Genomic DNA, 22,255 nt, shown 5'->3' with positions numbered 1-22,255 from the left:
CAACTATGTTAAAAAACGTAAATAGGCTTAAAATTCTTACAAATGACCAATGACCAATGACTAATGACAGCCTTTACCAGCTATCTTTAATTGCACCGCTCACTTATACCAAATAACGCTTGCACCTCAGTGACAGGTAGATGCCAAAGTAATTCTGGTTGCCAAGTATCGGGGTCTAAGTGGGAATTGTAACCGCGTTGGTATGCTTGCCACAGTTTGTCCCAACTAAAATTTTGTCGCTGATTTTGGCGTTTGTGGATGGCGCGTAATAGTCCCAACCCCAACATAAAATTAATGGGGCTAAACTTGGTTCCTAAGAGAAAAGCCTGTACTTCTGCTTCCCCAATCAAGTCTGTACCATAGCCTGTAATCGCATGAATACCATCGTGGAGTTGTTTGCGACGAGGGCCTGTAGTGAAGGGTTTTAAGTTATTCTGCTCCAATAAATCTGCCCAAGCTCTGCCAAAAGTGCCTTGAGGAAGCGATCGCAATTTCTCGATGTATACTATTTGCGGCACTGCTAGCCCTTTGGCTTCAGCTTTACGGTCAAGTAAATCTAAGAGTTGTTGCAGCCGAGGAATGGCATTTGCGGAAGCAGTAACAGGTTGCATCATCTTCTATTTGTAGATTGTGATATGCAAATTCCCAACTTTAGCAAAGAAGTTGGGAATTTAGTTTTTAACAATGGTTTAGAACAAACAAACAACCAAGATAATCTTAGGAATTAACACTTATTAACTAATGCGGTAGAAAGTGGTAGTCAGCCTTTATTTTATGATTTTATTTATGGTTGTTGTGTGCCTTGGTTAGAATTACGTTGTTGCCAGCGTGCACGTGCATTCTCACGCATTTGCTGTAATTTTGTGCGTTGTTCGGGAGTCAAAACTGCTTGAATTTTTTGTTGTGAAGCCTGCATAATTTGCTTGATTTGGGTTTTTTGGGCTTCTGTTAAATTCAGAGACTCAAAACCTTTCTTCCCAAACTCACCAGGCTGTTGACCTTGGGGACGCTGTGCACCTTGGGCGCGACGCTGACCTCTTTGCGCTTGACGTTGCTCAAATTGCGCTTTTAACTGGTCTTTTTGTTCTTGGGTGAGAATTCCTTCAATTTGGGTGCGGCTATCGCGGCGAATTTGTTGAATTTGGGTTTTTTGTGCATCGGTCAACCCTAATTGTTGCCAAGGCCCTTTATTTGGGCGTTCTCCACGTTGTCCATTGGTGTTTTGTGCAACTACTTGCTTATGTCCAGAAAAACCTCGTTGTGCTTGAGCGGCAAAGGGAGTTGCGGTTAAAGTTAAAGCGATCGCACCAGCTACCAAAGATAATGTTTTAACTTTCATGATTGACCTCGTGTGTTTTTTCCTTTTCTGATGTCACCATCTTACGAACTCGTCTTCAGTCAACACATGAGGAAAAAGTCATGGATACACCCATGACTTTAGTCATTATTCATTCATGAGCAATCATACTAGTCATTTCAGGTAAATTAAATTAAGGTGAAAAAACTGCTGATTTAGCAGTTTATTTTTGTATTTCTATTTAAAAGGCTTGTAATTCCCTCGGTGGATGTACGTAAATAAGAACCATGCTGTAAGAATTTGAGGAATCAAGCTCTTGCTATATAGAAGTATTATCCAATAAAAATTTCAGCAACTAATTTTATTAATTCATTTAATTAACTTTTACTGTTATGAAACCTCCAATAAAGATTCACAATCATCCGTTTCGATTTCTACTTTATTTAGAGTGGATACTGTTAGCAATTGCTATGCTAACTGCGATTATGCCTTCTCCACCACCGCCACGTTTTGCTGCGAGGTTTCACGAACCCAGTCCCGAGAATTTAATAGTTGCTACTGGCTGTTTAATTATTTTTGGTTTGATGGGGTTGAGATTACCCACTGGCAACCAAATAAGTAAAATAATTTTTACAGCTATTGAAGTTTTTTTGATTTTTACTACTGGTTTTGTAGGAGGAAGAATTTCTCGGCTTTTCCCTTTTATCTATATGATTTTAGTAACTCGTAGTTGCTTAATTTTTCAGTTACCAGGGCGTTTAATAGTTACATTCATATCATTTCTTTTATTCTGGCTAACACTACAGCGTAAGTGGCAGAATTTTCCGCCACCACCGCAATTTCAAGAGCGCTTTCAATTTTTTACTCTGAGTTTATCTTTATTATTTGGCTTAAGTTTGATTTTTGTCTTAATGTTAATGAATACAGTATTATCCGAACGCCAAAGCCGCGAAGAATTAGCTGTTGCTAACGAAAAATTGCGTCAATATGCTCTCCGCATTGAGAATCAAGCAACTTTAGAAGAACGTAATCGCATTGCGCGGGAAATTCATGATTCTTTGGGACATTCCTTAACAGCATTAAATCTGCAATTAGAAACAGCTTTAAAGCTTTCACAATCTAATCCCAATAAAGCTCATGATTTTTTGAAGAGAGCGAAAGAATTAGGTTCTAAAGCCTTACAAGATGTGAGACAGTCTATTTCTACGATGCGTTCTCATCCCTTGCAAGAACAATCTTTAGAACAAGCAATTAATCAATTATTAGAAGATTTTCATCATGGAAATGGTTTTTCACCAATTTGCATGATTAACTTAGATCATCCTTTACCCAGCGAAATTAAAATTGCTATCTACCGCATCATTCAAGAATCATTAACTAATATTTCTAAGTATGCCAAAGCCACAGAAGTGAGGATAGAAATAGATAAAACTCCTAGGGGGTTACATTTAACTGTTCAGGATAACGGTCACGGCTTTGACTTTAGGCAAAATACTACTGGGTTTGGCTTGCAAAGTATGCGCGATCGCACTTTAGCAATTGGTGGTGTATTTAATATTAACAGTACACCTGGGGAGGGTTGTAAAATTATAGTTGATGTTCCTCTAATGAGGCTGAATAGATGATTAAAGTATTACTAGTAGATGACCAAAATTTAATTCGACAAGGATTAAGAGCTTTATTAGAACTAGAAACAGATTTAGAAATTGTGGGAGAAGCAGAAAATGGAGCTATAGCACTGAATTTAATTGCTGAATTGCAACCGAATGTAGTATTGATGGATATTAGAATGCCGATCATGGATGGAGTTGCAGCTACAAGAGAAATTCAACAGCAATTTAGCGGTATTAAAGTTTTAGTATTAACAACTTTTGATGATGATGAATATGTCAAAGCTGCACTCCAGAATGGGGCAATGGGTTATTTACTCAAAGATACACCTTCAGAAGAATTAGCTTTTGCCATTCGTGCTGTTCACAGAGGCTACACTCAATTAGGGCCAGGGATAGTCAAAAAATTATTAACGCAGTTTCCGACCTTAGAACCAACCCCACCACCAGAAATTCCGCCTAGTTTAGCAGAACTGACTCCTAGAGAAAAAGAAGTTTTACGTCTAATTGCTCAAGGTGCTAGTAATCGAGAAATAGCCCAACAACTCTACATTTCTGAGGGGACAGTTAAAAACCATGTGACCAATATGTTGAATCGTCTCAATTTACGCGATCGCACTCAAGCGGCCATTTTTGCTAATACATTTTTAGCATATTTAAATGACGGCGATTAAGTATCAATTAAAATTATTACTAATAAACTAAAGTTTATACAAATTCAAATAATGTTTGCGACAGATAAATTCTTTGTATGGGCACGGCATCTACAATCTTTAGGTATATCAAATATATTACAGGTGCCGTGCCCCTACCCATGTGTCGCGTTCTGTTTTTAAAACGGTTTTATTTATTTTATTCAATATCCAAATATGGACAAGACAGTAACTTTATATCGTCCTACTGGCCCCAAAGAATTAGAACTAGTTAAACTTCCGTAATTCTTAGTTGAGATAAAATAGATAGCTTGGCGTTTAATTAAATAATGCCAAGCATTCTGTTTTTAAAACCCCTTTAATCACATTGATATTTCTAAATGATTTAGCAATCACCTCTTCACAAGAAATCTCAATTTGTGATTGATTGATAGAAATTAAATCTTGAATAGAAGCACCATAGATAATCTCAGAGATACCCGTCCACACACAAGCCGTTGCACACATCGGACAAGGTTCTCCAGTTGTATATATGCTATAACCTGCCAAAGAAGGATTTTGAATTTTAGCTGTTAAACTACGAATAACATTGATTTCTGCATGAGCAGATGGATCGTTATCGCGTCTTACAGTATTATGACCTACGGCAACAACTTCGTTATCTTTCACAATCACTGCACCATAAGGTGTATCACCTTTTTTTGCTGCTGCGATCGCTAGGCGCATAAAATATTCATGATCCATATTCCTGAAGGAGTTGAAAAAGATACTTGTTAACAATATCGTATTTTAAATGTTGTTTCTACGAAATACTGAAAAATAGTTAGGGTTAAATATGTTACTTAGCAGAGAAAAAGCCGAATTCTATTTAACAGACATAGAAACACCACTAGGACAAGTAATTAACTTAACTATCGCCGGATTGGTTCTTTTGTCTTCAGGGATTTTTGTCGCAGAAACTTATAATATTCCTGATTCTCTCCGGTTTCAATTACAAATTATTGATACTGTTATATTCATAGTTTTTGCAGTTGAATATGCCATTCGTCTATGGAGCGCAGAAAATAAGGTTAAATACTTTTTTAGCTTATATTCCATTATTGACTTAATTGCTATCTTGCCATTTTTTCTAGGAGCCGTAGATTTAAGCTTTATTCGTTTATTACGATGGTTTCGGATTTTAAGATTAATCAGGTTTATCGATAAAAGATTTTTCTTTGGTAGTGTGAGTACTGAAGATGGTGTAATATTTGCAAGAATATTATTTACCTTATTTGCGATTATATTTGTTTACTCGGGCTTAATTTATCAAGTTGAACATCCTGTTAATCCCCAAGGTTTTGCCACTTTTTTAGATGCATTGTATTTTTCGATTGTTACCATGACAACTGTGGGTTTTGGGGATGTGACACCCGCTTCTGAATTAGGGCGCTGGTTAACAGTATTAATGATTTTGACAGGTATTGCCCTCATTCCTTGGCAAGTTGGTGATTTAATTAAGCGCTTGGTAAAAACTGCGAACCAAATAGAAGCGAATTGTTCTGGGTGCGGTTTAGCTTACCACGATGCAGATGCTGGATTTTGCAAAAGATGCGGAACCAAATTACCTGTGATGAGGGCTGATTAATTTCTGTTTGAGAATTCGGGTTTTTAATGAATAAAGAATTGCAGAGACGCAATTAATCGCGTTTGTACAAAAGTCAAAATAGTAGCGGTAGTGGACTGACACAGCTAATTTTGTGCAATAATTTTTCTTGTGGGGTGGACATCTTGTCCGCCTTGGACGGGTGAGACACCCATCCCACAAGAGTTTTTTTATGCACTATTTTAGTCGTGTTAGTCTCCTACTTAAGATTTACTTGATAAATGGTTTCTAATATCAAAGTTTTCCGTAAACACGATAACTCTTGTTGTTTATATATATGGAGCTAATATATCTCGTACAACTTGGCGGGAATCAATAGACCATTTATAAAACGTCAAAGCCAGAGAAAACAAGACTTTTGACTTTTGACTTTTGACTTCCGCCTTGCGGTACTAGTGGTGTGAAAATCTGGAGTAAAACCTTATGGAAGCCTTGCTACATAACCCAATTGCAGATATGTACGGGCCAAAATTCTTACTTTTGTATGGTAGCGTCATTAGCTTGACACTTTTAGTTTGCTGGAAACTTGTACAAGATCCGACAAAAAATCAACCCTTACCTTTAATCCCTAGCGAACTAGATATCTACAAAATTGCCTATCTGCGTTCGGGAAAATCAGAAGTAGTAAAGGTAGTAATCTTAAATTTAATTCAGAGGAACTTTTTACAAATCACAAAAGAAGGAATTAGCCAAACATCCACTCATGGCAGTCTATCAGAACTACAGTTGATAGAACATCAGGTATTTTCTAGTTATTCTACTTCTCCAAAAGTAAAATCAATAGAGTCAATAGCTAACAAAATTCAGCTAGACTGCGATAGATATGAAAGGCAATTACACGATGAGCAACTACTATATGCTCATAAATGGCAAGTAAGAAATAGACAAGTTGGCTTAATTGCAGCCGCAATTATTTTCAGTTTAGGCTTTTATAAGCTACTCATTGCTTTAGCGAAAGGACATTATAACGTGGGTTTTCTCATTATTATGGGTATCCTATCAATTATGTGGATTTTTTCGTTAGTCAATCAGCGACCGCGTCTTAGTCATCGAGGTAAAGCTTACCTTGAACAACTCCAAAATACATTTGCTCAATTGAAGAATAAGGCAAAGAATTCCAGCTTTCTTTCAGTATTCAATTACAACTTGCTAGTAGCAATCTTTGGTGTAGAAGCACTCGCTGGTAGTGAATACGATTCATACTACAAAGTTTTCTATCCTGCTATATCTAGAACTAGTAGCCAAAGAAGCAACACTTCTAATGGTTCTTGCAGTAGTACAACTTCCTGTAGTGGTGGGAGTTCCTGTAGTGGTGGAAGTTCTTGCGGCGGCGGTTGTGGTGGCGGCTGTGGTGGCTGTGGTGGTAGTTAAATAAGCTGTTAAGGCATTTAATTTGCATAGATTGGGTGGGCAATATGCCCACCCCACAATAAATATACAATTTCAGAAACAGATGCAAACTTTGGAATCTTTGTCATAGATGGCTTTGTTAATTTTGAATTTCTAATAAGATGTTATCTCATCTCCCTAATTTAGGTGTAGGGCTAGGCTTTCGAGAACTATTTAAAAGTGAATTGTTTCTCAATCGTCAGCCAGTAGACTTTCTGGAAATTGTTGCTGAACATTATTTAGATGCACCAGCAGCAAAACAGCAGGAATTAGAATTGCTGGCGGCGCATTTCCCCATAATTCCCCATGCAATTAATCTGTCTTTAGGTAGTGCTGAAGGTTTGGATAGAGATTATTTAGCTAAACTAGCAGCACTAATTAAGCAGCTTAACCCCCCCTGGTGGAGTGAGCATCTTTGTTTTACCAAAGCTGGGGGAATTGATATCGGACATTTGTCACCGCTACCTTATACCCGGGAAGCTGTGGAAGTAGTTTGTCGCAACATCGCTGAAGTGCGTCGCCGGATTGATGTGCCATTAATAGTGGAAAATATTACTTATATGGTGGCACTTCCTGGTGGGGAGATGACAGAAGCCCAATTTTTAGCGGAAGTCGCAGAACGTGCTGATTGCGGGTTGCTGTTAGATGTGACGAATCTCTACACTAATGCTGTTAACCACGGCTATGATGTGCAACAGTTTCTCCAACAATTACCGCTAGAACGGGTTGTACAGTTGCATTTCGTGGGTGGACATTGGCATGATGGTATTTTGATTGATAGCCATTCCCACTCAACACCAGCCGAAATTTGGCAATTGATGGATGAGGTTGTCGCCAACTTTCCAGTTAAAGGAATAGTTCTCGAACGAGATGAAAACTTACCAGCCTTTGCAGAATTAGTCGCAGAACTGCAACAAGCACGACATATCGCCGGGAGTCATGGTAAATGGGTTTAGCACAAACGCAGCAGGTTTTAGCCCAACTGTATACTAATACTGAATTCAGGAACAGTTTCTTTGCTAACCCAAAAGTCGTTGGTGCAGAATTGGGATTAAGCGATGCTGAAATAGAAAATTTATCTCAACTTGCTACTGCACAAGTTAACCTATTTGCCAATTCTCTGAAGTGGAAGCGATTAAATTTATTATCAAAGTTACTACCACGCACTGCGATCGCACTCGGTAAAAATTTCAAAACTTTATTTTGGCGATATGCAGAAACCTATATACCCCAAGGTATCAAGAAACATCGACAAGATGCGATCGCCTTTGCTGACTTTATTACCCAAACCTCACCGCTAGAGGGGTTAGAACCAATTTGGCTAAGTGATTTAGTCCGCTACGAACAAGCTTGGCTATTAGCCGAGGAACTAAATCACGGCTTAAAAGTACGTTGGTTTCGTTATGCTGTTGACAAACTAGGGAATGGGGAAGAGATACATCCGCAACTCACAATCTGTGTATGGTGGCGTTTCCAGACGCGATCGCCCCTACATCATACTGTGCGATCGCTATTTTAAAAATGTAAATCGTGAACATCTGGCTGACAAAGAGCGACAATTATCTTGCTTTTATTAATGTCTCATCAATAAATAACAATGAAGTTCAGCGAAATTGTCAGCCGATTTGATGATATTGTTACTGACCACAGCCTCAACACTCACCCCAATCACGATCCAGAAATTACAGCCTTAGCAGCCATTGATGAAGCCACTAGTAGTAATCTCAGCTATATAGAAGGGCCAAAATTCTTTTCTTGGGTGGGTAAAACTCATGCTGGGGCGTTAATTTTACCTCAAGACAAAACCTTACAAGCCCAAGCACAGGAACGGAATATTGTTTGGGTAGCTACCAAAGAACCACGCTTGTTATTTGCTCAAGCGATCGCAGTTTATTATCAACCATACCGCCCCAGCCCCGCAATTCATCCCACGGCAGTAATTGACCCCACGGCGGTAATTGGTAGCGATGTTTACATTGGCCCCCATGTAGTCATTCAGCAGCGAGTCAAAATTGGTAATGGTGCGATTATTCACCCCAATGTAGTGATTTATCCCGATGTCACCATTGGCGATCGCACTACCTTACAAGCTAACTGTACCATCCACGAGCGTAGCCAAATTGGTGCAGATTGTTTTATTCATAGTGGCGTTGTCATCGGTGCAGAAGGATTTGGCTATGTACCTACACGTAGTGGTTGGGTAAAAATGCAACAATCCGGCTACACTGTTTTAGAAGACCGCGTAGAAGTTGGTTCTAACAGCGCCATTGACCGCCCCGCAGTGGGAGAAACCAGGATAGGTCACGATACAATCATTGATAACTTAGTGCAAATTGGTCACGGTTGCAAAATTGGCTTTGGTTGTGCGATCGCCGGACAAGCTGGAATGGCTGGTGGTGTAAAAGTTGGTAATCGTGTCATCCTCGCAGGACAAACCGGAATAGCCAATCAAGTCAAAATTGGAGACGGTGCGATCGCATCAGCGCAAGCAGGAATTCATAATGATGTTGCACCAGGGGAAATTGTCTCTGGTACCCCCGCCATTCCCCACAAACTATATCTCAAGGTCTGTGCAATTTATAATCGGCTACCAGAAATGTATAAAACGCTGAAGCAATTTCAACGTTAAGAAGCAAAATCATACCAATTTTGAAAAATTATATGACAAATTGGTAGGGGCACAGCAATGCTCAGTGATGTCAACTTAAGCTAAAAGCGATAAAGGGCAGGCGTTGTACAAATACCTTGCACCCCAATACTTGTCGGTTAAGGGCAAAAGGAGAAGGGGAAAAGGGGCAATAAAAAACCTTTAACCCTTACCCTTTCACCTTTTCCCCCAACCAAATTCCGAGTTGAAAATCCTTAACCGAGCAGTATTGCCTTGCACCCTCATCCCCTAACCCCTTCTCCCGCAGGAGAAGGGGAACTAAATCTCTTACTCCCCTCTCCCTGCGGGAGAGGGGCTGGGGGTGAGGGCGAAACCTTGCACAAGAGCGGGTTTCACGTTAAGTTGACACCAATGAGCAATGCTGTGCCCTATTGTGTAAGGGATTTCCAAGAAATAAATTATTCCATCTTGTGGGGTGGGCATCTTGCCCGCCACATAAACTGGGCGGACAAGATGTCCACCCCACAATACATACTGGGATATTTTTTTATTTGGATGTCCCTAATGCAAGCAATAGTTTTGTTGGCAATATTTTGACGGATTCAAACTTAGGGTTCTGATGAGTGGCACTTTACATTAAAGCTATGGTCAAGGGATAAAGAAAAGAACCTGAAACGATTTGATGAGGTATGGGAAAGCACAGACCACAGAAATCTCAAGAACTAGAAGCGAATTACCCTGAAGATGAGGGTGTTGCTGATGTACCCCAAACTAAACTGGCGATATTTCAAGCGCCACCTTTACCTGCACACTTTGTTGAACGCCCAGAATACAGCGATGATTTAAAAACTCGCCTCCTGACAGAAGATAATCGCACTTTGGTAATTACGGCGATTCATGGTTTGGGTTCGGTGGGTAAATCGACTTTAGCCGCAGCTTTAGCAGTAGATGCAGAAATCCAAACTCGGTTCTGTGATGGGATTTTGTGGGCAACATTAGGTCAACAGCCGGATGTGCTGTCTTTAATTAGTGGCTGGGTGCAAGCATTAGGAGACTATAGCTTTAAACCTACCAGTGTAGAAGCCACTACCAACCATTTACAGACGCTGCTTTATGACAAAGCCGTGTTGCTGGTGGTGGATGATGCTTGGAATACGCAAGATGCACAGGCGTTTAATGTGGGTGGGGTGCGGTGTCAGATTTTAGTCACAACTCGTAAAAGGTCAATTGCCGAAGCTTTAGCAGCTAGCACCTACAGCCTGGATATCATGAAACCAGATCAGGCGATGGCATTGCTGACGAAGAAATTAGGACGCTCAATTACAGGTGCAGAACGTCAGTCAGCCGAAAATTTAGCTCAAGGTGTTGCTTATCTCCCCCTAGCGTTGGAACTTGCAGCCGCCGAAGTTGCTAGTGGGACAACTTGGGATGAACTATTGGCGGATATTCAGCAAGAGGTAGCCAGATTAACCAGTTTTGACCAACCGGAAGCGGGCGAAATTACCGATGAGGCGAGCTTAAAACGCTTGAGTTTAACAGCATCATTAAACTTGAGTATCAAGAGAATGCCTGAAGAAAAGCAGCATTTTGCTTGGTTGGGGGTGTTGCCGGAGGATGTCAACATTAATCAGATGATGGCGGCGACGCTGTGGGCAATGGATGAGCGTGATGCTGCTAGGATATTGCAATATTTACGGAATAAGGCATTGTTATTAACAGGAGTACCCCTGGCTGATGGTACGCCTACCTATCGCTTACATGACTTATTCCATGATTTAGCCTGTAATTTGTTAACTGCTGCGCCACAGCCAAAGCAGACAGGAGATTTGCCAGGGTTAGGTTTAAATCTGACTGATGCTCACGCTGCTTTTGTGGAGAAATATCGGCAGAAAACCCAGAATAATTTATGGCATACCCTACCTGATGATGGTTACATTCATCAGCATTTAGTTTGGCATTTGGAAAAGGCAGGACTCTTGGAAGAGATTCACTCTTTGTTGTGGGAGGAGTCGGTAACTGGTAATAATGGCTGGTTTGAAGCGCGGGAACAATTGGCACAAACAGGGGGTTACATCACAGATATATCTCGTGCTTGGGAATTAGCCCAAAGGAATTGGACTGCATCAACATTAAGTTTGCAGTGTCGCTATGCTTTGATTACTACATCCCTGAATAGTTTGGCAGCTAATTTACCAAGAGATTTGTTACTTGCTTTGGTCAAAAACAACTTTTGGACTCCCGAACAAGGACTAGCTTACGCCCTGCAAAAACCAAAGTTAGAAGAGAAAATCGACGCGCTGGCAAAACTAGTCAATTATCTGCCACCAAATCTTCAACAATTAGCACTGCAAAAAGCACTTGCTGCTGCCAGGGCGATTCAGGAAGAGAAAGATCGTGCCCAAGCCTTGAGTGTCTTAGCAGACAAACTAAAAGAAGTATTACCAGAAGCACTTGCTGCTGCTGTGGCACTTGGGAAAGAGTATGAGCGTGCCCAAGCCTTGAGTGCCTTAGCAGACAAACTGCCACCAGAGTTGTTAAAAGAAGCACTTGCTGCTGCTGTGGCGATTCGAGATGAGAATTATCGTGCCCAAGCCTTGAGTGCCTTAGCAGACAAACTGCCACTAGAGTTGTTAAAAGAAGCACTTGCTGCTGCCAGGACACTTGGGAATGAGTATGATCGTGCCGATGCCTTGAGTGCCTTAGAAAACGAACTGCCACCAGAGTTGTTAAAAGAAGCACTTGCTGTTGCTAGGGCGATTTGGGATGAGTATTATCGTGCCATTGCCTGGTATGCCTCAGCAGATAAACTACCACCAGAGTTGTTGCTAGCAGCACTTGCTGTTACCAGGGCGATTCGAGATGATAATTATCGTGCCCAAGCCTTGAGCGCCTTAGCAGATAAACTGCCACCAGCGTTGTTGAAAGAAGCCCTCACCGCCGCTAAGGCGATTTGGTATGAGAATGCTCCTGCCGATGCCTTTAATGCCTTAGCAGATAAACTGCCACCAGCGTTGTTGAAAGAAGCCCTCACCGCCGCTAAGATGATTCGGAATGAGTATTATCGTACCTATGCCTTGAGTGCCTTAGCAGGCAAACTGCCAGAAGTATTACCAGAAGCCCTTGCTGTTACCAGGGCGATTCGAGATGATAATTATCGTGCCGATGCCTTGAGTGCCTTAGCAGATAAACTGCCACCAGAGTTGTTAAAAGAAGCCCTTGCTGTTGCCAGGGCGATTGGGGATGAGTATTATCGTGCCTATGCCTTGAGTGCCTTAGCAGATAAACTACCAGAAGTATTACCAGAAGCCCTTGCTGTTGCCAGGGCGATTGGGGATGAGTATTATCGTGCCCAAGCCTTGAGTGCCTTAGCAGATAAACTGCCAGAAGTATTACCAGAAGCACTTGCTGTTGCCAGGGCGATTGGGGATGAGTGGAATCGTGCCGATGCCTTGAGTGCCTTAGCAGATAAACTGCCACTAGAGTTGTTGCCAGAAGCTCTTGCTGCTACCAAGGCGATTTGGCATGAGTATTCTCGTACCAAAGCCTTGAGTGCCTTAGCAGACAAACTGCCACCAGAGTTGTTGCCAGCAGCTCTTGCTGCTGCCAGGGCACTTGGGCATGAGAATTATCGTGCCGATGCCTTGATTGCCTTAGCAGATAAACTGCCAGAAGTATTGCCAGAAGCCATTGCTATTGCCAGGACGATGTGGTACGAGAATGCTCGTACCGATGCCTTGAGTGCCTTAGCAGACAAACTGCCACCAGAGTTGTTGCCAGCAGCTCTTGCTGCTGCCAGGATGGTTCGAGATGAGGATGATCGTACCGATGCCTGGAGTGCCTTAGCAGACAAACTGCCACCAGAGTTGTTGCCAGCATCTCTTGCTGCTGCTGTGGCACTTGGGCATGAGCGGAATCGTGCCCAAGCCTTGAGTGCCCTAGCAGACAAACTGCCACCAGAGTTGTTGCCAGCAGCTCTTGCTGCTGCTGTGGCGATTGAGGATGAGTATTATCTTACCCAAGCCTTGAGTGCCTTAGCAGACAAACTGCCACCAGAGTTGTTGCCAGCAGCTGTTGCTGCTGCCAGGGCGATTCAAAATGAGTATTATCGTGCTAAAGTTTTGATAGCTTTATTAGAGAAACTACCAGAAGTTTTGCCCGAAGCTATTGCTGCTGCCAGAGGGATTGAGGATGGAATGACTCGTGGTGAAGTTTTGGTACCTTTAGTAGAGAAACTACCGCCAAAACTACTGCCAGAAGCCCTGACTGCGGCTAGAGAAACTCAGGAGAACTATCATCGTGCTGAGATTTTGATTGCCTTAGCCCAAAGATTCCCAGAAGTTTTGCCCGAAGCTATTGCTGCTACCAAGACTATTCAAGATGAGTCTTGTCGTGGTCATCGTTTAAGTGAATTAGCCGAGAACCTACCACCAGAATTATTACCAGAAGTCCTAGCGATCGCTCGGAAAATGCAGAATCATTACGAGCGCGCTAATGCTTTGATAGCTTTAGTAGAGAAACTACCAGAAGTTTTGCCAGAAGCCCTTGCTGCTGCTAGAGAAACTCAGAATGAGTATGATCGTGCTGAGGTTTTGATTGCCTTAGTCCAAAGACTACCAGAAGTTGTGCCAGAAGCTATTGCTGCTACCGAGGCAATGGAGAATCAGTCTTATCGTGTCGGGGGGTTAAGGGAATTAGCCGAGAAACTACCACCAGAATTATTACCAGAAGTCCTGACTGCTGCTAGAAAGATTCAGGGTAACCTTTATCGTGCCGATGCTTTGATTGCCTTAGCCCAGAAACTACCAGAAGTTTTGCCAGAAGCCCTTGCTGCTGCTAGGGCAATTGAGGATGAGTATTATCGCGCCGATGCCCTCACTGCCTTAGCCGACAAACTGCCAGAGGTATTACCAGAAGCACTCGCTGCTGCTAGGGCAATTGAGGATGAGCAGTATCGCACCAAGGCCCTCAGTGCCTTAGCTTTTGGTCTGTCACAAATGCCATCCGCCATACTTTTTCCACTTTGGCAAGATACCCTTCATCAGTTATCTGTTCACACTCGCCCTAATTTGCTGCAGGATATCAAAGCATTGTTTCCGGTTATCTTTGCATTAGGTGGTGAAGTTGCAACGGTAGAACTTGCCAGTGCGATCGCAGATGTGGGGCGATGGTGGAAATAATTTGTAATTCGTAATTCGTAATTCGTAATTTACACCTCACAAGTATGGAGTGCGATCGCCTTCCCAGTCTCACAAGTATAGAGTGCGATCGCTGTTAATACCAATTCAAATAATGTTGGCGACAGATAAATTCTTTGTAGGGGCACGGCATCCACAATCTTTTGGCATATCCAATATCTTACTGGTGCCGTGCCCCTACCCATCTGTCTTGTTTCAAAATGGTATAACTACTCCAGAAAATGCGATCGCTTAACCTTGTAAGATTCGCACTCTATCTCTTCACTGCGATTTCTACCACCAAGCCATGCAGCATCTACGCCAAATCAGCCTTCTTTAGCAAAATTGCCTCATCCATAGAGAACATTGGTTCCTTCATAACCAACGTGATCGGGTTGTCTATCAATGAGCGCTCATCCATAGAGAACATCGGTTCCTTCACAACCAACGTGATCGGGTTGTCTATCAATGAGCGCTCATCCATAGAGAACATCGGTTCCTTCATAACCAACGCGATCGGGTTGTCTATCAATGAGCGCTCCTTCGTTCACAACCAGATCTCCTTCACAACCAACGAGCCAATTTTTTGCACTAAGAGTCTGTACCTCGCGCCCTCATCCCCTAACCCCTTCTCCCCTAGGAGAAGGGGAACTAAATCTCTTGCTCCCCTCGCCCTGTGGGAGAGGGGCTGGGGGTGAGGGCGAAACCTTGCAACCAAGCAGTTTTCACGTTAAGTTGACACCACTGGGTATGGCAGTGCCCATTGGTGTCAACTTAAGCTAAAAGCTATATAGGGCGGGCGTTGTACAAATACCTCGCGCCCTCATCCCCTAACCCCTTCTCCCGCAGGAGAAGGGGAACTAAATCTCTTACTCCCCTCACCCTGTGGGAGAGTAACAAAAACTCATGTACTCTGCCAGTAATAGCGGGAACTAAATCTCTTGCTCCCCTCGCCCTGTGGGAGAGGGGCACAGGGTGAGGGCGAAACCTTGCAACCAAGCAGTTTTCACGTTAAGTTGACACCACTGGGTATGGCAGTGCCCATTGGTGTCAACTTAAGCTAAAAGCTATATAGGGCGGGTGTTGTACAAATACCTCGCGCCCTCATCCCCTAACCCCTTCTCCCCTAGGAGAAGGGGAACTAAATCTCTTACTCCCCTCACCCTGTGGGAGAGGGGCACAGGGTGAGGGCGAAACCTTGCAACCAAACGGGTTTCACGTTAAGTTGACACCACTGGGTACTGCCTATTGGTGTCAACTTAAGCTAAAAGCTATATAGGGCGGGCGTTGTACAAATACCTCGCGCCCTCATCCCCTAACCCCTTCTCCCGCAGGAGAAGGGGAACTAACGCTCTTCCGTCGCTCTGGGGAGAGAAAATAAATGTAGGTTGGGTTGAACCCGGTGAAACCCAACTATATCGAGGTTTTTGGATGTTGGGTTTCGTTCCTCAACCCAACCTACGCCTAAATTCATAAAAGTCCGGAATAATAAGGGGTTTAGATTTTTATCTACTGAGAATGATTAAAGAGCGCTAAATCTCTTGCTCTCCGAAACGCTATTCATCGTGCGTCGCCAATTAAAATAAATGGCGACCAGTAAAACGGATGACGGTCAATTTGCTTCAACTTTGCTCTTTGTAATGCTTCGCCTTTACTCCTACCTTGCTGGAGATTTTGATAAAAATCAATCATCAAATCTTTGGTGGCGCTATCTTCAACCGCCCACAAAGTACCCATCACGGCTTGCGCGCCAGCACGTTCAAATATATAGGCAACTCCGGCAATTCCTGCACCTTTATTATTAATTTCTTTAGCAGTTTGACAAGCGCTGAGAGTAAGTAATTGCGTACCTTGTAAGCCTAAATATGCGGCATCAGCAATATCAAATTGTTTATCGGCAAATAGCAAAGAATTCTTTTTTAAGTTTATTGTTTTACAGTCTTGGTCTTGGAAGCAGCCATGAGTTGCTAAATGCAAAAAATCAAAGTTTAAGGCTTGAGTTTCAAACTTTGCGAAAGTGGCTTCACTACCGATATACGCTTCACTTCCTGGTAGTAATTGCTGAATCCTTTTGACTTCTGTTTCTGCATCTGGTAAATTTTGTGATTCACGGGGCATAGGATTACCAAAAGCTAAGACTTTTTTTGGTTGGCGAGTTTCCTTTAGCGGTTGTAGAGAACGAGTGGAAATGCGCGTGAGATAATTGACGGGATATTTTTCGATTAAATATTTTTGAGTTTTACTGTCTCTCAGGGTTTCAAAAGGCAGATAGCGGAGTTTACCAGTGGCGATAATACTCAATTGCTGGGGTTGCAATTTCTGGATTGTCTTTTCAATCGGGCGGATGAGAATATCATACAATTTCACGCTATTTTCTGCATAACCAGCATCACCATCATCCTGCACTTGCTCTAGATATTGGGTGAGAATTTTGTCAAATTCTGCAGGCTTAATCTCTGTTTTAATAACATCTAATTTATTGTTAGTTAAGATAAAAATTGTTAGAGACTTTGGTATATTCTCCACATTTGTCAATAGAACAGGTTGAATTACCACTGTTCCAGAGGGGATGGATGATTTCAGCTTGGCAATATCTGCGGGTGTGGTTTCAAATAGTTCGGCAACTTCGGGAAACTTGCGGGATATTGCTTCGGCTTGTTGATAGACTTGGGTTTCTAATTGGCGAATTTCTTGGGCTGAAGTTTCAGAAAACTGATTTTGCAGTTGTTGTCGCCGCGATTCTAGTTGTTGATTTTTTTGATTCCAATTATCAATCGCTTGTTGTGCTTCGCGGTTGGCAACTTTGGCGTTAATGAGGCGATTGTAGTCAGCTAAATCGGCAGTAGTGAAAAGATTCACCCATTCAAAAGCTTGAGCATTTTTCTTTTGCTCAATCAGCACATGGGTTAAAGCTGCACCCCAATCATATTCCTGTAAAAAATTTTGGCGATTTTGTTGCTGTAAACCCCGACGCATTTCTAAAGTGATTTGCAGAGATTTTTCTAAATCGGTAATAGCTTCAGTGGAGCGATTTGTATTATGAAATAAAATACCCCTGTTAGCCAAAGTTCTGGCTTCGCCTGAGCGATCGCCCACCGCCCGAAATATGGGCAGAGCTTGATTGTAGAATGACAGTGCTTGCTGCTTTTCTCCTAAATCGTCGTAGACTCCACCGATGTTATTGAGAATAGCAGCTTCACCAGTGCGATCACCCACCGCCCGAAGTATGGGCAGAGCTTGATTGAAAAATGACAGTGCTTGCGGCTTTTCTCCTAATTCGTAGTAGACTCCACCGATGTTATTGAGAGTAATCGCTTCGCCAGTGCGATCGCCCACCGCCCGCCTCAGGGGTAGAGATTGGTTGTAGAATTCTAGTGCTTTCTGCTTTTCTCCTAATGCGTTGTAGACTAAACCGATGTTATTGAGAGTAGCAGCTTCGCCAGTGCGATCGCCCACCGCCCGCCTCAGGGGTAGAGATTGGTTGTAGAATTCTAGTGCTTTCTGCTTTTCTCCTAATGCGGAGTAGACTGCACCGATGTTATTGAGAGTAGCAGCTTCGCCTGATCTCTCGCCCACCGCCCGAAGTATGGGCAGAGATTGCTGGAAGAATGACAGTGCTTGCTGCTTTTCTCCTAATGCATTGTAGACTCCACCTATGTTATTGAGAGTAAGCGCTTCACCAGAGCGATCTCCCACCGCCCGAAGTATGAGCAGAGCTTGATTGTAGAATGACAATGCTTGCTGCTTTTCTCCTAATGCGTTGTAGACTAAACCGATGTTATTAAGAGTCGTGGCTTCGCCAGAGCGATCGCCCACCGCCCGTCTAAGGGGCAGAGCTTGATTGTAGAATGACAGTGCTTGCTGCTTTTCTCCTAATGCGGAGTAGCAATAACCTAGGTTATTGAGTACGAGTGCTTCAAGTTTTTGGTCTTTAAGTTCTCGTAGCATCACCAGAACTTGCTGAAATATAGGTATTGCTTGTTGATATTCCTGTTGTTGTCTCTTTTCTATCGCCTGTTCTAGTAGGTTTTCGGCTGTTTGTGCTTGGGGGTTTTGAGTTTGTCCCCAACTGGGTTGAGCGATGAGTGTCAGTGTTAGGGGTGTTAGGTAAATACCTACAGCTAATATACTGGTGAGAATTTTTTGCATAGAAGGGTTGGGAATCAATACTGCTCGGTTAAGGATTTTCAACTGGGAATTTGGTTTGGGGAAAAGGTGAAAGGGTAAGGGTTAAAGGTTTTTTCTTACCCCTTTTCCCCTTCCCCTTTTGCCCTTAACCGACAAGTATTGGGTTGGGCATGGGGCATTGGGCATTGGGCATAGTAAAAAATATGGGAGATTAATTTGCCCAATTATTTTAGCGATGGGAGAGAACAGGGAATGAATCAGCCCCTTTGGGAAGTCAAAAGTTGCAGAGACGCGATTAATCGCGTCTGTACAAAAGTCAATTCATGCAACGATAGAAATTTAGATATAGGGATTGTATTGGGTGGTAATGCAGATTGTATGGGGTGGCAAGACAATTGCATCAAGTGCAATGCACCTTGAATTGTTGAAGGTGCGTTAGCCTACGGCATAACACACCCTACGTTACCCATTCCCCATTCCCCCTTCCCCATTCCCCATTCCCCATTCCCCATCCCCTAATACGGTGTCGCCTGAATCGTCATTGTTCTTTTTTGCGGATTAAACTGGATTTGCTCCACCACATATTGTCTATCTTTAGCCACGGACTGAATACCAGATAATAAATCTGAAGAAACTACAGGTGGCCCCAGCTTCACTTCTGCTTGACCTTGAACAGGGTTTTTAATCCTCAAAGTATCTAAAGGTAAACCACTCCAAGTCATTACTTTAGCTGTGTAACGTTGCCTTTCACCCCGGATAATCATCCGTCCATCAGTTCTGTAAGCTTTAGCACTATTCCTAAATGCTACTTTTTCAATTTGATTTAAAGGAATTAAGTAAGTTTTTCTATTACGCTGAATCGTTAATTTTTGCCCTTGAGCATCTATACCAACCACCTGACCACTCTGTGATCCGCCTTTCTTCAAATTAATAGCTGCCATCTCTGGTAAAGCTATTGGTAATGCGATTGACTCTGATTGTACTGGTGTTTGTGCTAGCAAAACATTTCCTGTCTTGACTTCTTTACCAATTGCAGATATGGTGTTTCCTGCCAGCACTCCTGCTGTTGCCAAGACTCCCACAACTATTACTTTAAAAAAAGCAGTCATAGTCTTAACACTGTTTAATTACGTATTAATTCTTTGTTTAACTTCCTTACTATTTACCAAATTTCCGTAAAATAACGGAAAATAATTTGATTGATTTAAGGAATTGTCAAGGGTCAAGGGTCAAGAGTCAAGGGTCAAATATTTACTACTTATTTCTCTCTGCTCCCTGCTCCCTGCCCCCTTGCCTTTTTTCTATCCAATCTCTTGCTTTTGGAGTGCTTCTGTGAGTTCAGCCCCCAATCCCACCTCAGACCCGAACATTTTAGGTAAGTTTACAAGTGTACTTGGTTTACTAGGTGCGGCGCTGTTCTTTGCAGGCTGGATTTATCGTTGGTCATATTTCTATTTTTTTCAGCTAGAAGTTGCTAACCTCGATTTACCTGCACAGTCGTTTCTCATGGTTCCCCTACAAATCTTCTTTGGGGATGGTTGGGCGATTGGCAAAACTGCGATCGCTTTTTTGTTAACTGCGATCGCCATTAACATTACCCTATGGTTAATTAGAATCATCAGCGAAGCGGTAGTTGCTACTCTCAACCACTTGCTATCACGTCGCATCATTCCCGCTACCCAACGTCAGCAGACAAAGAGAGCTAAATTGCTGAATTCTCTGGCGGTCTACAGTTCTGTACAATTGCGTTCTGTAGATTTTTTGCGTTCTTTAGTCAATGAAATTGTCATCGTCTCTTGGGTTTTAATTACAATATTCTGGTTAGCTAAGTGGCAAGGCATTACAGATGCTCGAAGAGATGCTAGTCAAAATTCTACTTTGCCTGTAATTGCCCTAATATCACCAGAAGAGAAATTTGTCGCGGGACGCAAACTAGATGATGAGTTTACTGATCCGCCATTAAAAGGTTACAAAATCATTGGTGACAGAGGACTATTTGAAGATTTACGCGGTAGAGAAGATACTGATACCAGCAACCCCAACCAACCGAGAATTTGGCGCTTACTGCTAGAACGAGGCGGCTGGATTTATTTATTTCAAACTTTACCTCTAAATGCCACACCTAGCGATCGCCCAGCAGTGATTGCTATTCAAAACAGTGATAAAGGACATTTGCTCATTCGCAGTCCAGAAGTTTCTAAAACTATCGTTCCTTGAGTTGTGTTAAGCGCAGCGTAACTTGTCGGGGAAGGGGGAAGGGGAAGGGGAAGAAAAAACCTTTAAGGGACTTCCAAATAAAAAAATATCCTAGTATTTATTGTGGGGCGGGCAAGATGTCCGCCCAGTTTATTTGGCGGGCATCTTGCCCGCCCCACAAGATGGAATAATTTATTTCTTGGAAATCCCTAACCCTTAACCTTTCACCTTTTCCCCAAAACCAATTTTGGTTTCAAAACGCTTAACCGATATCTCGGTGTTGGGTTTCCTTACGCCAACCCAACCTACTCATCTGGTAGAAATTCGCCATTAAGAGGCGATCGCGAGAGATTACGCATAATTACAGAATTATCACCCAAAATATTGTTAAAAAAAGCTAAAAATTTGTTATTTTCCCTGAACCGAAATCCACCTATTTTAAGACAAGCTAACAGTAGCACCGCAAAATTCAAAATGAATGCAGCAAAGCATTTCATTGTTGGAGAATTGTTGATTTATTTACGCGGTGCTGTAGTGGCAAAGTTTATGAGGAGTGAAGCTATTATATGACCTTACCTAAACGCTCATCTCGGATTCTCGAAAAAGCTTTACAGAGAGCTTCTGGAATGCAAGCTATTGATCCAAATCTTGATTTTGGCAGTTCTAACAGCTTGCAAAATATGCAGCAAATAATTGAAGAATTACGCAATAAACTCAACGCTCATAACACAGCTTTGGCTGTAATAGATGCCTCCAAAACTGATATTGACAAATTAGAAAAAACCTTGAGCGTTGTATGTGAAAATATGCTGATGTCTGTTGCTGGCAGATACGGAAAAGAAAGCGCTGAATATGTGCAAGCTGGTGGTGTGCTAAAGAGCGATCGCATCCGCAAAGGTACTATTACCCGCATAAAATCAGGTGTAGAGAAACCACCTGTTGAGCCGATAGAAACAGCATAAGCTTTCGGATGTTGACTGTTGACGGTTAACAATCAACATTAGATATCTGGGAAAAGGGAAAAGGTTAAAGGGGAAGGGGAAAATACAAAACCTTTCTCCTTTGCCTCTAATCCCCACTGCGTTGTAGAGACGCGATTAACATTGGTGTCAACTTAACGTGAAACCCGCTTTGTGCAAAGGTTTTGCCCTCACCCCCAGCCCCTCTCCCAGCAGGCTACGGTGTACACAGAAGTCTTGAAATCCTACCTGGAAGGGAGTTTTAAACTCAGATAAAAATCGCTCAAAACCTGTCATTGCGAGCGAAGCGTTCGCGTAGCGTCTCGAAGAGAAGCAATCCCAGCACCAAGCGATTGCTTCGTCGTTCCTCCTCGCAATGACAATTTAAGGGGGTTGAAATCCCTGAAACGTATGCGGAGAGTACTTGTGTGTACACCGTAGCTCCCAGCAGGAGAGGGGAGCAAGAGATTTAATTCCCCTTCTCCCTGAGGGAGAAGGGGTGAGGGGATGAGGGCGAGGGTTTTTGTACAAAGCCCGTCCTATATAGCTTTTAGCTTAAGTTGACACGTATGCGCTATTAATCGCGTCTCTACTGA

18 protein-coding genes and 1 pseudogene are annotated in these 22,255 nt (G+C 42.6%); 11 read left to right on the top strand and 8 right to left on the bottom strand.

All coding sequences use genetic code 11. From position 1 onward, the window contains the following. Nucleotides 1–86: 86 nt before the first annotated feature. Together HGR01_RS16995 and HGR01_RS16990 are read right to left on the bottom strand one after the other, a co-directional pair. Nucleotides 87–614 (bottom strand): Coq4 family protein, encoded by a 528-nt coding sequence (locus HGR01_RS16995; protein WP_045869813.1) that lies wholly within the window; start codon nucleotides 612–614, stop codon nucleotides 87–89. Between the two features lie 170 nt (nucleotides 615–784). Then, the gene (locus tag HGR01_RS16990; protein WP_045869814.1) at nucleotides 785–1,339 is read right to left on the bottom strand and encodes a Spy/CpxP family protein refolding chaperone; all 555 of its coding nucleotides are present in this window, start codon (nucleotides 1,337–1,339) and stop codon (nucleotides 785–787) included. Nucleotides 1,340–1,689: 350 nt separating this feature from the next. Here HGR01_RS16990 and HGR01_RS16985 point away from each other — a divergent pair, with 350 nt between their 5' ends. Both HGR01_RS16985 and HGR01_RS16980 read left to right on the top strand, forming a co-directional pair. Next, nucleotides 1,690–2,922 carry a sensor histidine kinase gene (locus tag HGR01_RS16985; RefSeq protein ID WP_045869815.1) on the top strand — a complete coding sequence of 411 codons (1,233 nt, stop codon included), beginning with the start codon at nucleotides 1,690–1,692 and terminating at the stop codon, nucleotides 2,920–2,922. Then, nucleotides 2,919–3,581 carry a response regulator gene (locus HGR01_RS16980; protein WP_045869816.1) on the top strand — a complete coding sequence of 221 codons (663 nt, stop codon included), beginning with the start codon at nucleotides 2,919–2,921 and terminating at the stop codon, nucleotides 3,579–3,581. Before HGR01_RS16985 ends, HGR01_RS16980 begins: the two co-directional genes overlap by 4 nt. Before the next feature lie 297 nt (nucleotides 3,582–3,878). Here HGR01_RS16980 and HGR01_RS16975 read toward each other — a convergent pair whose 3' ends face one another. Continuing rightward, entirely contained in the window at nucleotides 3,879–4,304 is a 426-nt protein-coding gene (locus HGR01_RS16975; RefSeq protein WP_045869817.1) for a nucleoside deaminase, read from the bottom strand. 91 nt (nucleotides 4,305–4,395) lie between these two features. Here HGR01_RS16975 and HGR01_RS16970 point away from each other — a divergent pair, with 91 nt between their 5' ends. The 7 genes and pseudogenes from HGR01_RS16970 (at nucleotide 4,396) to HGR01_RS16945 (ending at nucleotide 14,379) form a co-directional block, all read left to right on the top strand. Then, nucleotides 4,396–5,187, top strand: a complete 792-nt coding sequence (locus HGR01_RS16970; protein WP_045869818.1) for an ion transporter — start codon at nucleotides 4,396–4,398, stop codon at nucleotides 5,185–5,187. A 441-nt stretch (nucleotides 5,188–5,628) separates the two neighbouring features. Beyond that, nucleotides 5,629–6,576 (top strand): TIGR04222 domain-containing membrane protein, encoded by a 948-nt coding sequence (locus tag HGR01_RS16965; RefSeq protein ID WP_045869819.1) that lies wholly within the window; start codon nucleotides 5,629–5,631, stop codon nucleotides 6,574–6,576. A 140-nt stretch (nucleotides 6,577–6,716) separates the two neighbouring features. Beyond that, complete coding sequence (locus HGR01_RS16960; RefSeq protein ID WP_045869820.1) at nucleotides 6,717–7,550, top strand: DUF692 domain-containing protein; 834 nt, start codon at nucleotides 6,717–6,719, stop codon at nucleotides 7,548–7,550. After that, nucleotides 7,541–8,113 carry a hypothetical protein gene (locus tag HGR01_RS16955; RefSeq protein WP_045869821.1) on the top strand — a complete coding sequence of 191 codons (573 nt, stop codon included), beginning with the start codon at nucleotides 7,541–7,543 and terminating at the stop codon, nucleotides 8,111–8,113. The genes HGR01_RS16960 and HGR01_RS16955 overlap by 10 nt, the downstream gene beginning before the upstream one ends. Nucleotides 8,114–8,191: 78 nt before the next feature. Then, entirely contained in the window at nucleotides 8,192–9,223 is a 1,032-nt protein-coding gene (lpxD, locus tag HGR01_RS16950; protein WP_045869822.1) for a UDP-3-O-(3-hydroxymyristoyl)glucosamine N-acyltransferase, read from the top strand. 630 nt (nucleotides 9,224–9,853) lie between these two features. Continuing rightward, a pseudogene (locus tag HGR01_RS41950) lies at nucleotides 9,854–9,928 on the top strand (hypothetical protein); the annotation flags it as partial. A gap of 50 nt (nucleotides 9,929–9,978) precedes the next feature. Beyond that, nucleotides 9,979–14,379 carry an NB-ARC domain-containing protein gene (locus tag HGR01_RS16945; RefSeq protein WP_045870114.1) on the top strand — a complete coding sequence of 1,467 codons (4,401 nt, stop codon included), beginning with the start codon at nucleotides 9,979–9,981 and terminating at the stop codon, nucleotides 14,377–14,379. A 29-nt stretch (nucleotides 14,380–14,408) separates the two neighbouring features. Here HGR01_RS16945 and HGR01_RS16940 read toward each other — a convergent pair whose 3' ends face one another. The 4 genes from HGR01_RS16940 to HGR01_RS16925 all read right to left on the bottom strand — a co-directional run bounded on the left by HGR01_RS16940 (nucleotide 14,409) and on the right by HGR01_RS16925 (nucleotide 19,613). After that, complete coding sequence (locus HGR01_RS16940; protein WP_255525121.1) at nucleotides 14,409–14,534, bottom strand: hypothetical protein; 126 nt, start codon at nucleotides 14,532–14,534, stop codon at nucleotides 14,409–14,411. Nucleotides 14,535–14,692: 158 nt separating this feature from the next. After that, nucleotides 14,693–14,908 carry a hypothetical protein gene (locus tag HGR01_RS16935; RefSeq protein ID WP_155539158.1) on the bottom strand — a complete coding sequence of 72 codons (216 nt, stop codon included), beginning with the start codon at nucleotides 14,906–14,908 and terminating at the stop codon, nucleotides 14,693–14,695. A gap of 1,028 nt (nucleotides 14,909–15,936) precedes the next feature. Continuing rightward, a complete protein-coding gene (locus tag HGR01_RS16930; protein ID WP_045869825.1) occupies nucleotides 15,937–18,525 on the bottom strand; it encodes a CHAT domain-containing protein in 2,589 nt (862 codons plus the stop codon). A gap of 494 nt (nucleotides 18,526–19,019) precedes the next feature. Next, on the bottom strand, nucleotides 19,020–19,613 hold the full coding sequence (locus tag HGR01_RS16925) for a hypothetical protein (RefSeq protein WP_045869826.1): 594 nt from the start codon (nucleotides 19,611–19,613) through the stop codon (nucleotides 19,020–19,022). Between the two features lie 223 nt (nucleotides 19,614–19,836). On the opposite strand from HGR01_RS16925, the gene HGR01_RS16920 reads away from it, so the two are divergent. Further along, on the top strand, nucleotides 19,837–20,721 hold the full coding sequence (locus tag HGR01_RS16920; protein ID WP_045869827.1) for a hypothetical protein: 885 nt from the start codon (nucleotides 19,837–19,839) through the stop codon (nucleotides 20,719–20,721). A gap of 284 nt (nucleotides 20,722–21,005) precedes the next feature. On the opposite strand, the gene HGR01_RS16915 is transcribed toward HGR01_RS16920, so the two are convergent. Then, nucleotides 21,006–21,197 carry a hypothetical protein gene (locus HGR01_RS16915; protein ID WP_168160962.1) on the bottom strand — a complete coding sequence of 64 codons (192 nt, stop codon included), beginning with the start codon at nucleotides 21,195–21,197 and terminating at the stop codon, nucleotides 21,006–21,008. Between the two features lie 69 nt (nucleotides 21,198–21,266). Here HGR01_RS16915 and HGR01_RS16910 point away from each other — a divergent pair, with 69 nt between their 5' ends. Beyond that, entirely contained in the window at nucleotides 21,267–21,662 is a 396-nt protein-coding gene (locus tag HGR01_RS16910) for a hypothetical protein (RefSeq protein ID WP_045869829.1), read from the top strand. Nucleotides 21,663–22,255 lie beyond the last annotated feature (593 nt).

The sequence above is a fragment of the Tolypothrix sp. PCC 7712 genome (genome assembly GCF_025860405.1).
GTDB classification, from domain to species: Bacteria; Cyanobacteriota; Cyanobacteriia; order Cyanobacteriales; family Nostocaceae; genus Aulosira; species Aulosira diplosiphon.
This window is presented reverse-complemented; position numbering and strand designations above follow the sequence as displayed.

What these genes read in the sequence shown, in the direction of transcription:
- HGR01_RS16985 (WP_045869815.1), top strand. Translation starts at nt 1,690, where the DNA reads ATGAAACCTCCAATAAAGATTCACAATCATCCGTTTCGATTTCTACTT.
- HGR01_RS16960 (WP_045869820.1), top strand. Translation starts at nt 6,717, where the DNA reads ATGTTATCTCATCTCCCTAATTTAGGTGTAGGGCTAGGCTTTCGAGAA.
- HGR01_RS16965 (WP_045869819.1), top strand. Translation starts at nt 5,629, where the DNA reads ATGGAAGCCTTGCTACATAACCCAATTGCAGATATGTACGGGCCAAAA.
- HGR01_RS16980 (WP_045869816.1), top strand. Translation starts at nt 2,919, where the DNA reads ATGATTAAAGTATTACTAGTAGATGACCAAAATTTAATTCGACAAGGA.
- HGR01_RS16915 (WP_168160962.1), bottom strand. Translation starts at nt 21,197, where the DNA reads ATGAAATGCTTTGCTGCATTCATTTTGAATTTTGCGGTGCTACTGTTA.
- HGR01_RS16930 (WP_045869825.1), bottom strand. Translation starts at nt 18,525, where the DNA reads ATGCAAAAAATTCTCACCAGTATATTAGCTGTAGGTATTTACCTAACA.
- HGR01_RS16910 (WP_045869829.1), top strand. Translation starts at nt 21,267, where the DNA reads ATGACCTTACCTAAACGCTCATCTCGGATTCTCGAAAAAGCTTTACAG.
- HGR01_RS16975 (WP_045869817.1), bottom strand. Translation starts at nt 4,304, where the DNA reads ATGGATCATGAATATTTTATGCGCCTAGCGATCGCAGCAGCAAAAAAA.
- HGR01_RS16990 (WP_045869814.1), bottom strand. Translation starts at nt 1,339, where the DNA reads ATGAAAGTTAAAACATTATCTTTGGTAGCTGGTGCGATCGCTTTAACT.
- lpxD (WP_045869822.1), top strand. Translation starts at nt 8,192, where the DNA reads ATGAAGTTCAGCGAAATTGTCAGCCGATTTGATGATATTGTTACTGAC.
- HGR01_RS16955 (WP_045869821.1), top strand. Translation starts at nt 7,541, where the DNA reads ATGGGTTTAGCACAAACGCAGCAGGTTTTAGCCCAACTGTATACTAAT.
- HGR01_RS16925 (WP_045869826.1), bottom strand. Translation starts at nt 19,613, where the DNA reads ATGACTGCTTTTTTTAAAGTAATAGTTGTGGGAGTCTTGGCAACAGCA.
- HGR01_RS16970 (WP_045869818.1), top strand. Translation starts at nt 4,396, where the DNA reads ATGTTACTTAGCAGAGAAAAAGCCGAATTCTATTTAACAGACATAGAA.
- HGR01_RS16995 (WP_045869813.1), bottom strand. Translation starts at nt 614, where the DNA reads ATGATGCAACCTGTTACTGCTTCCGCAAATGCCATTCCTCGGCTGCAA.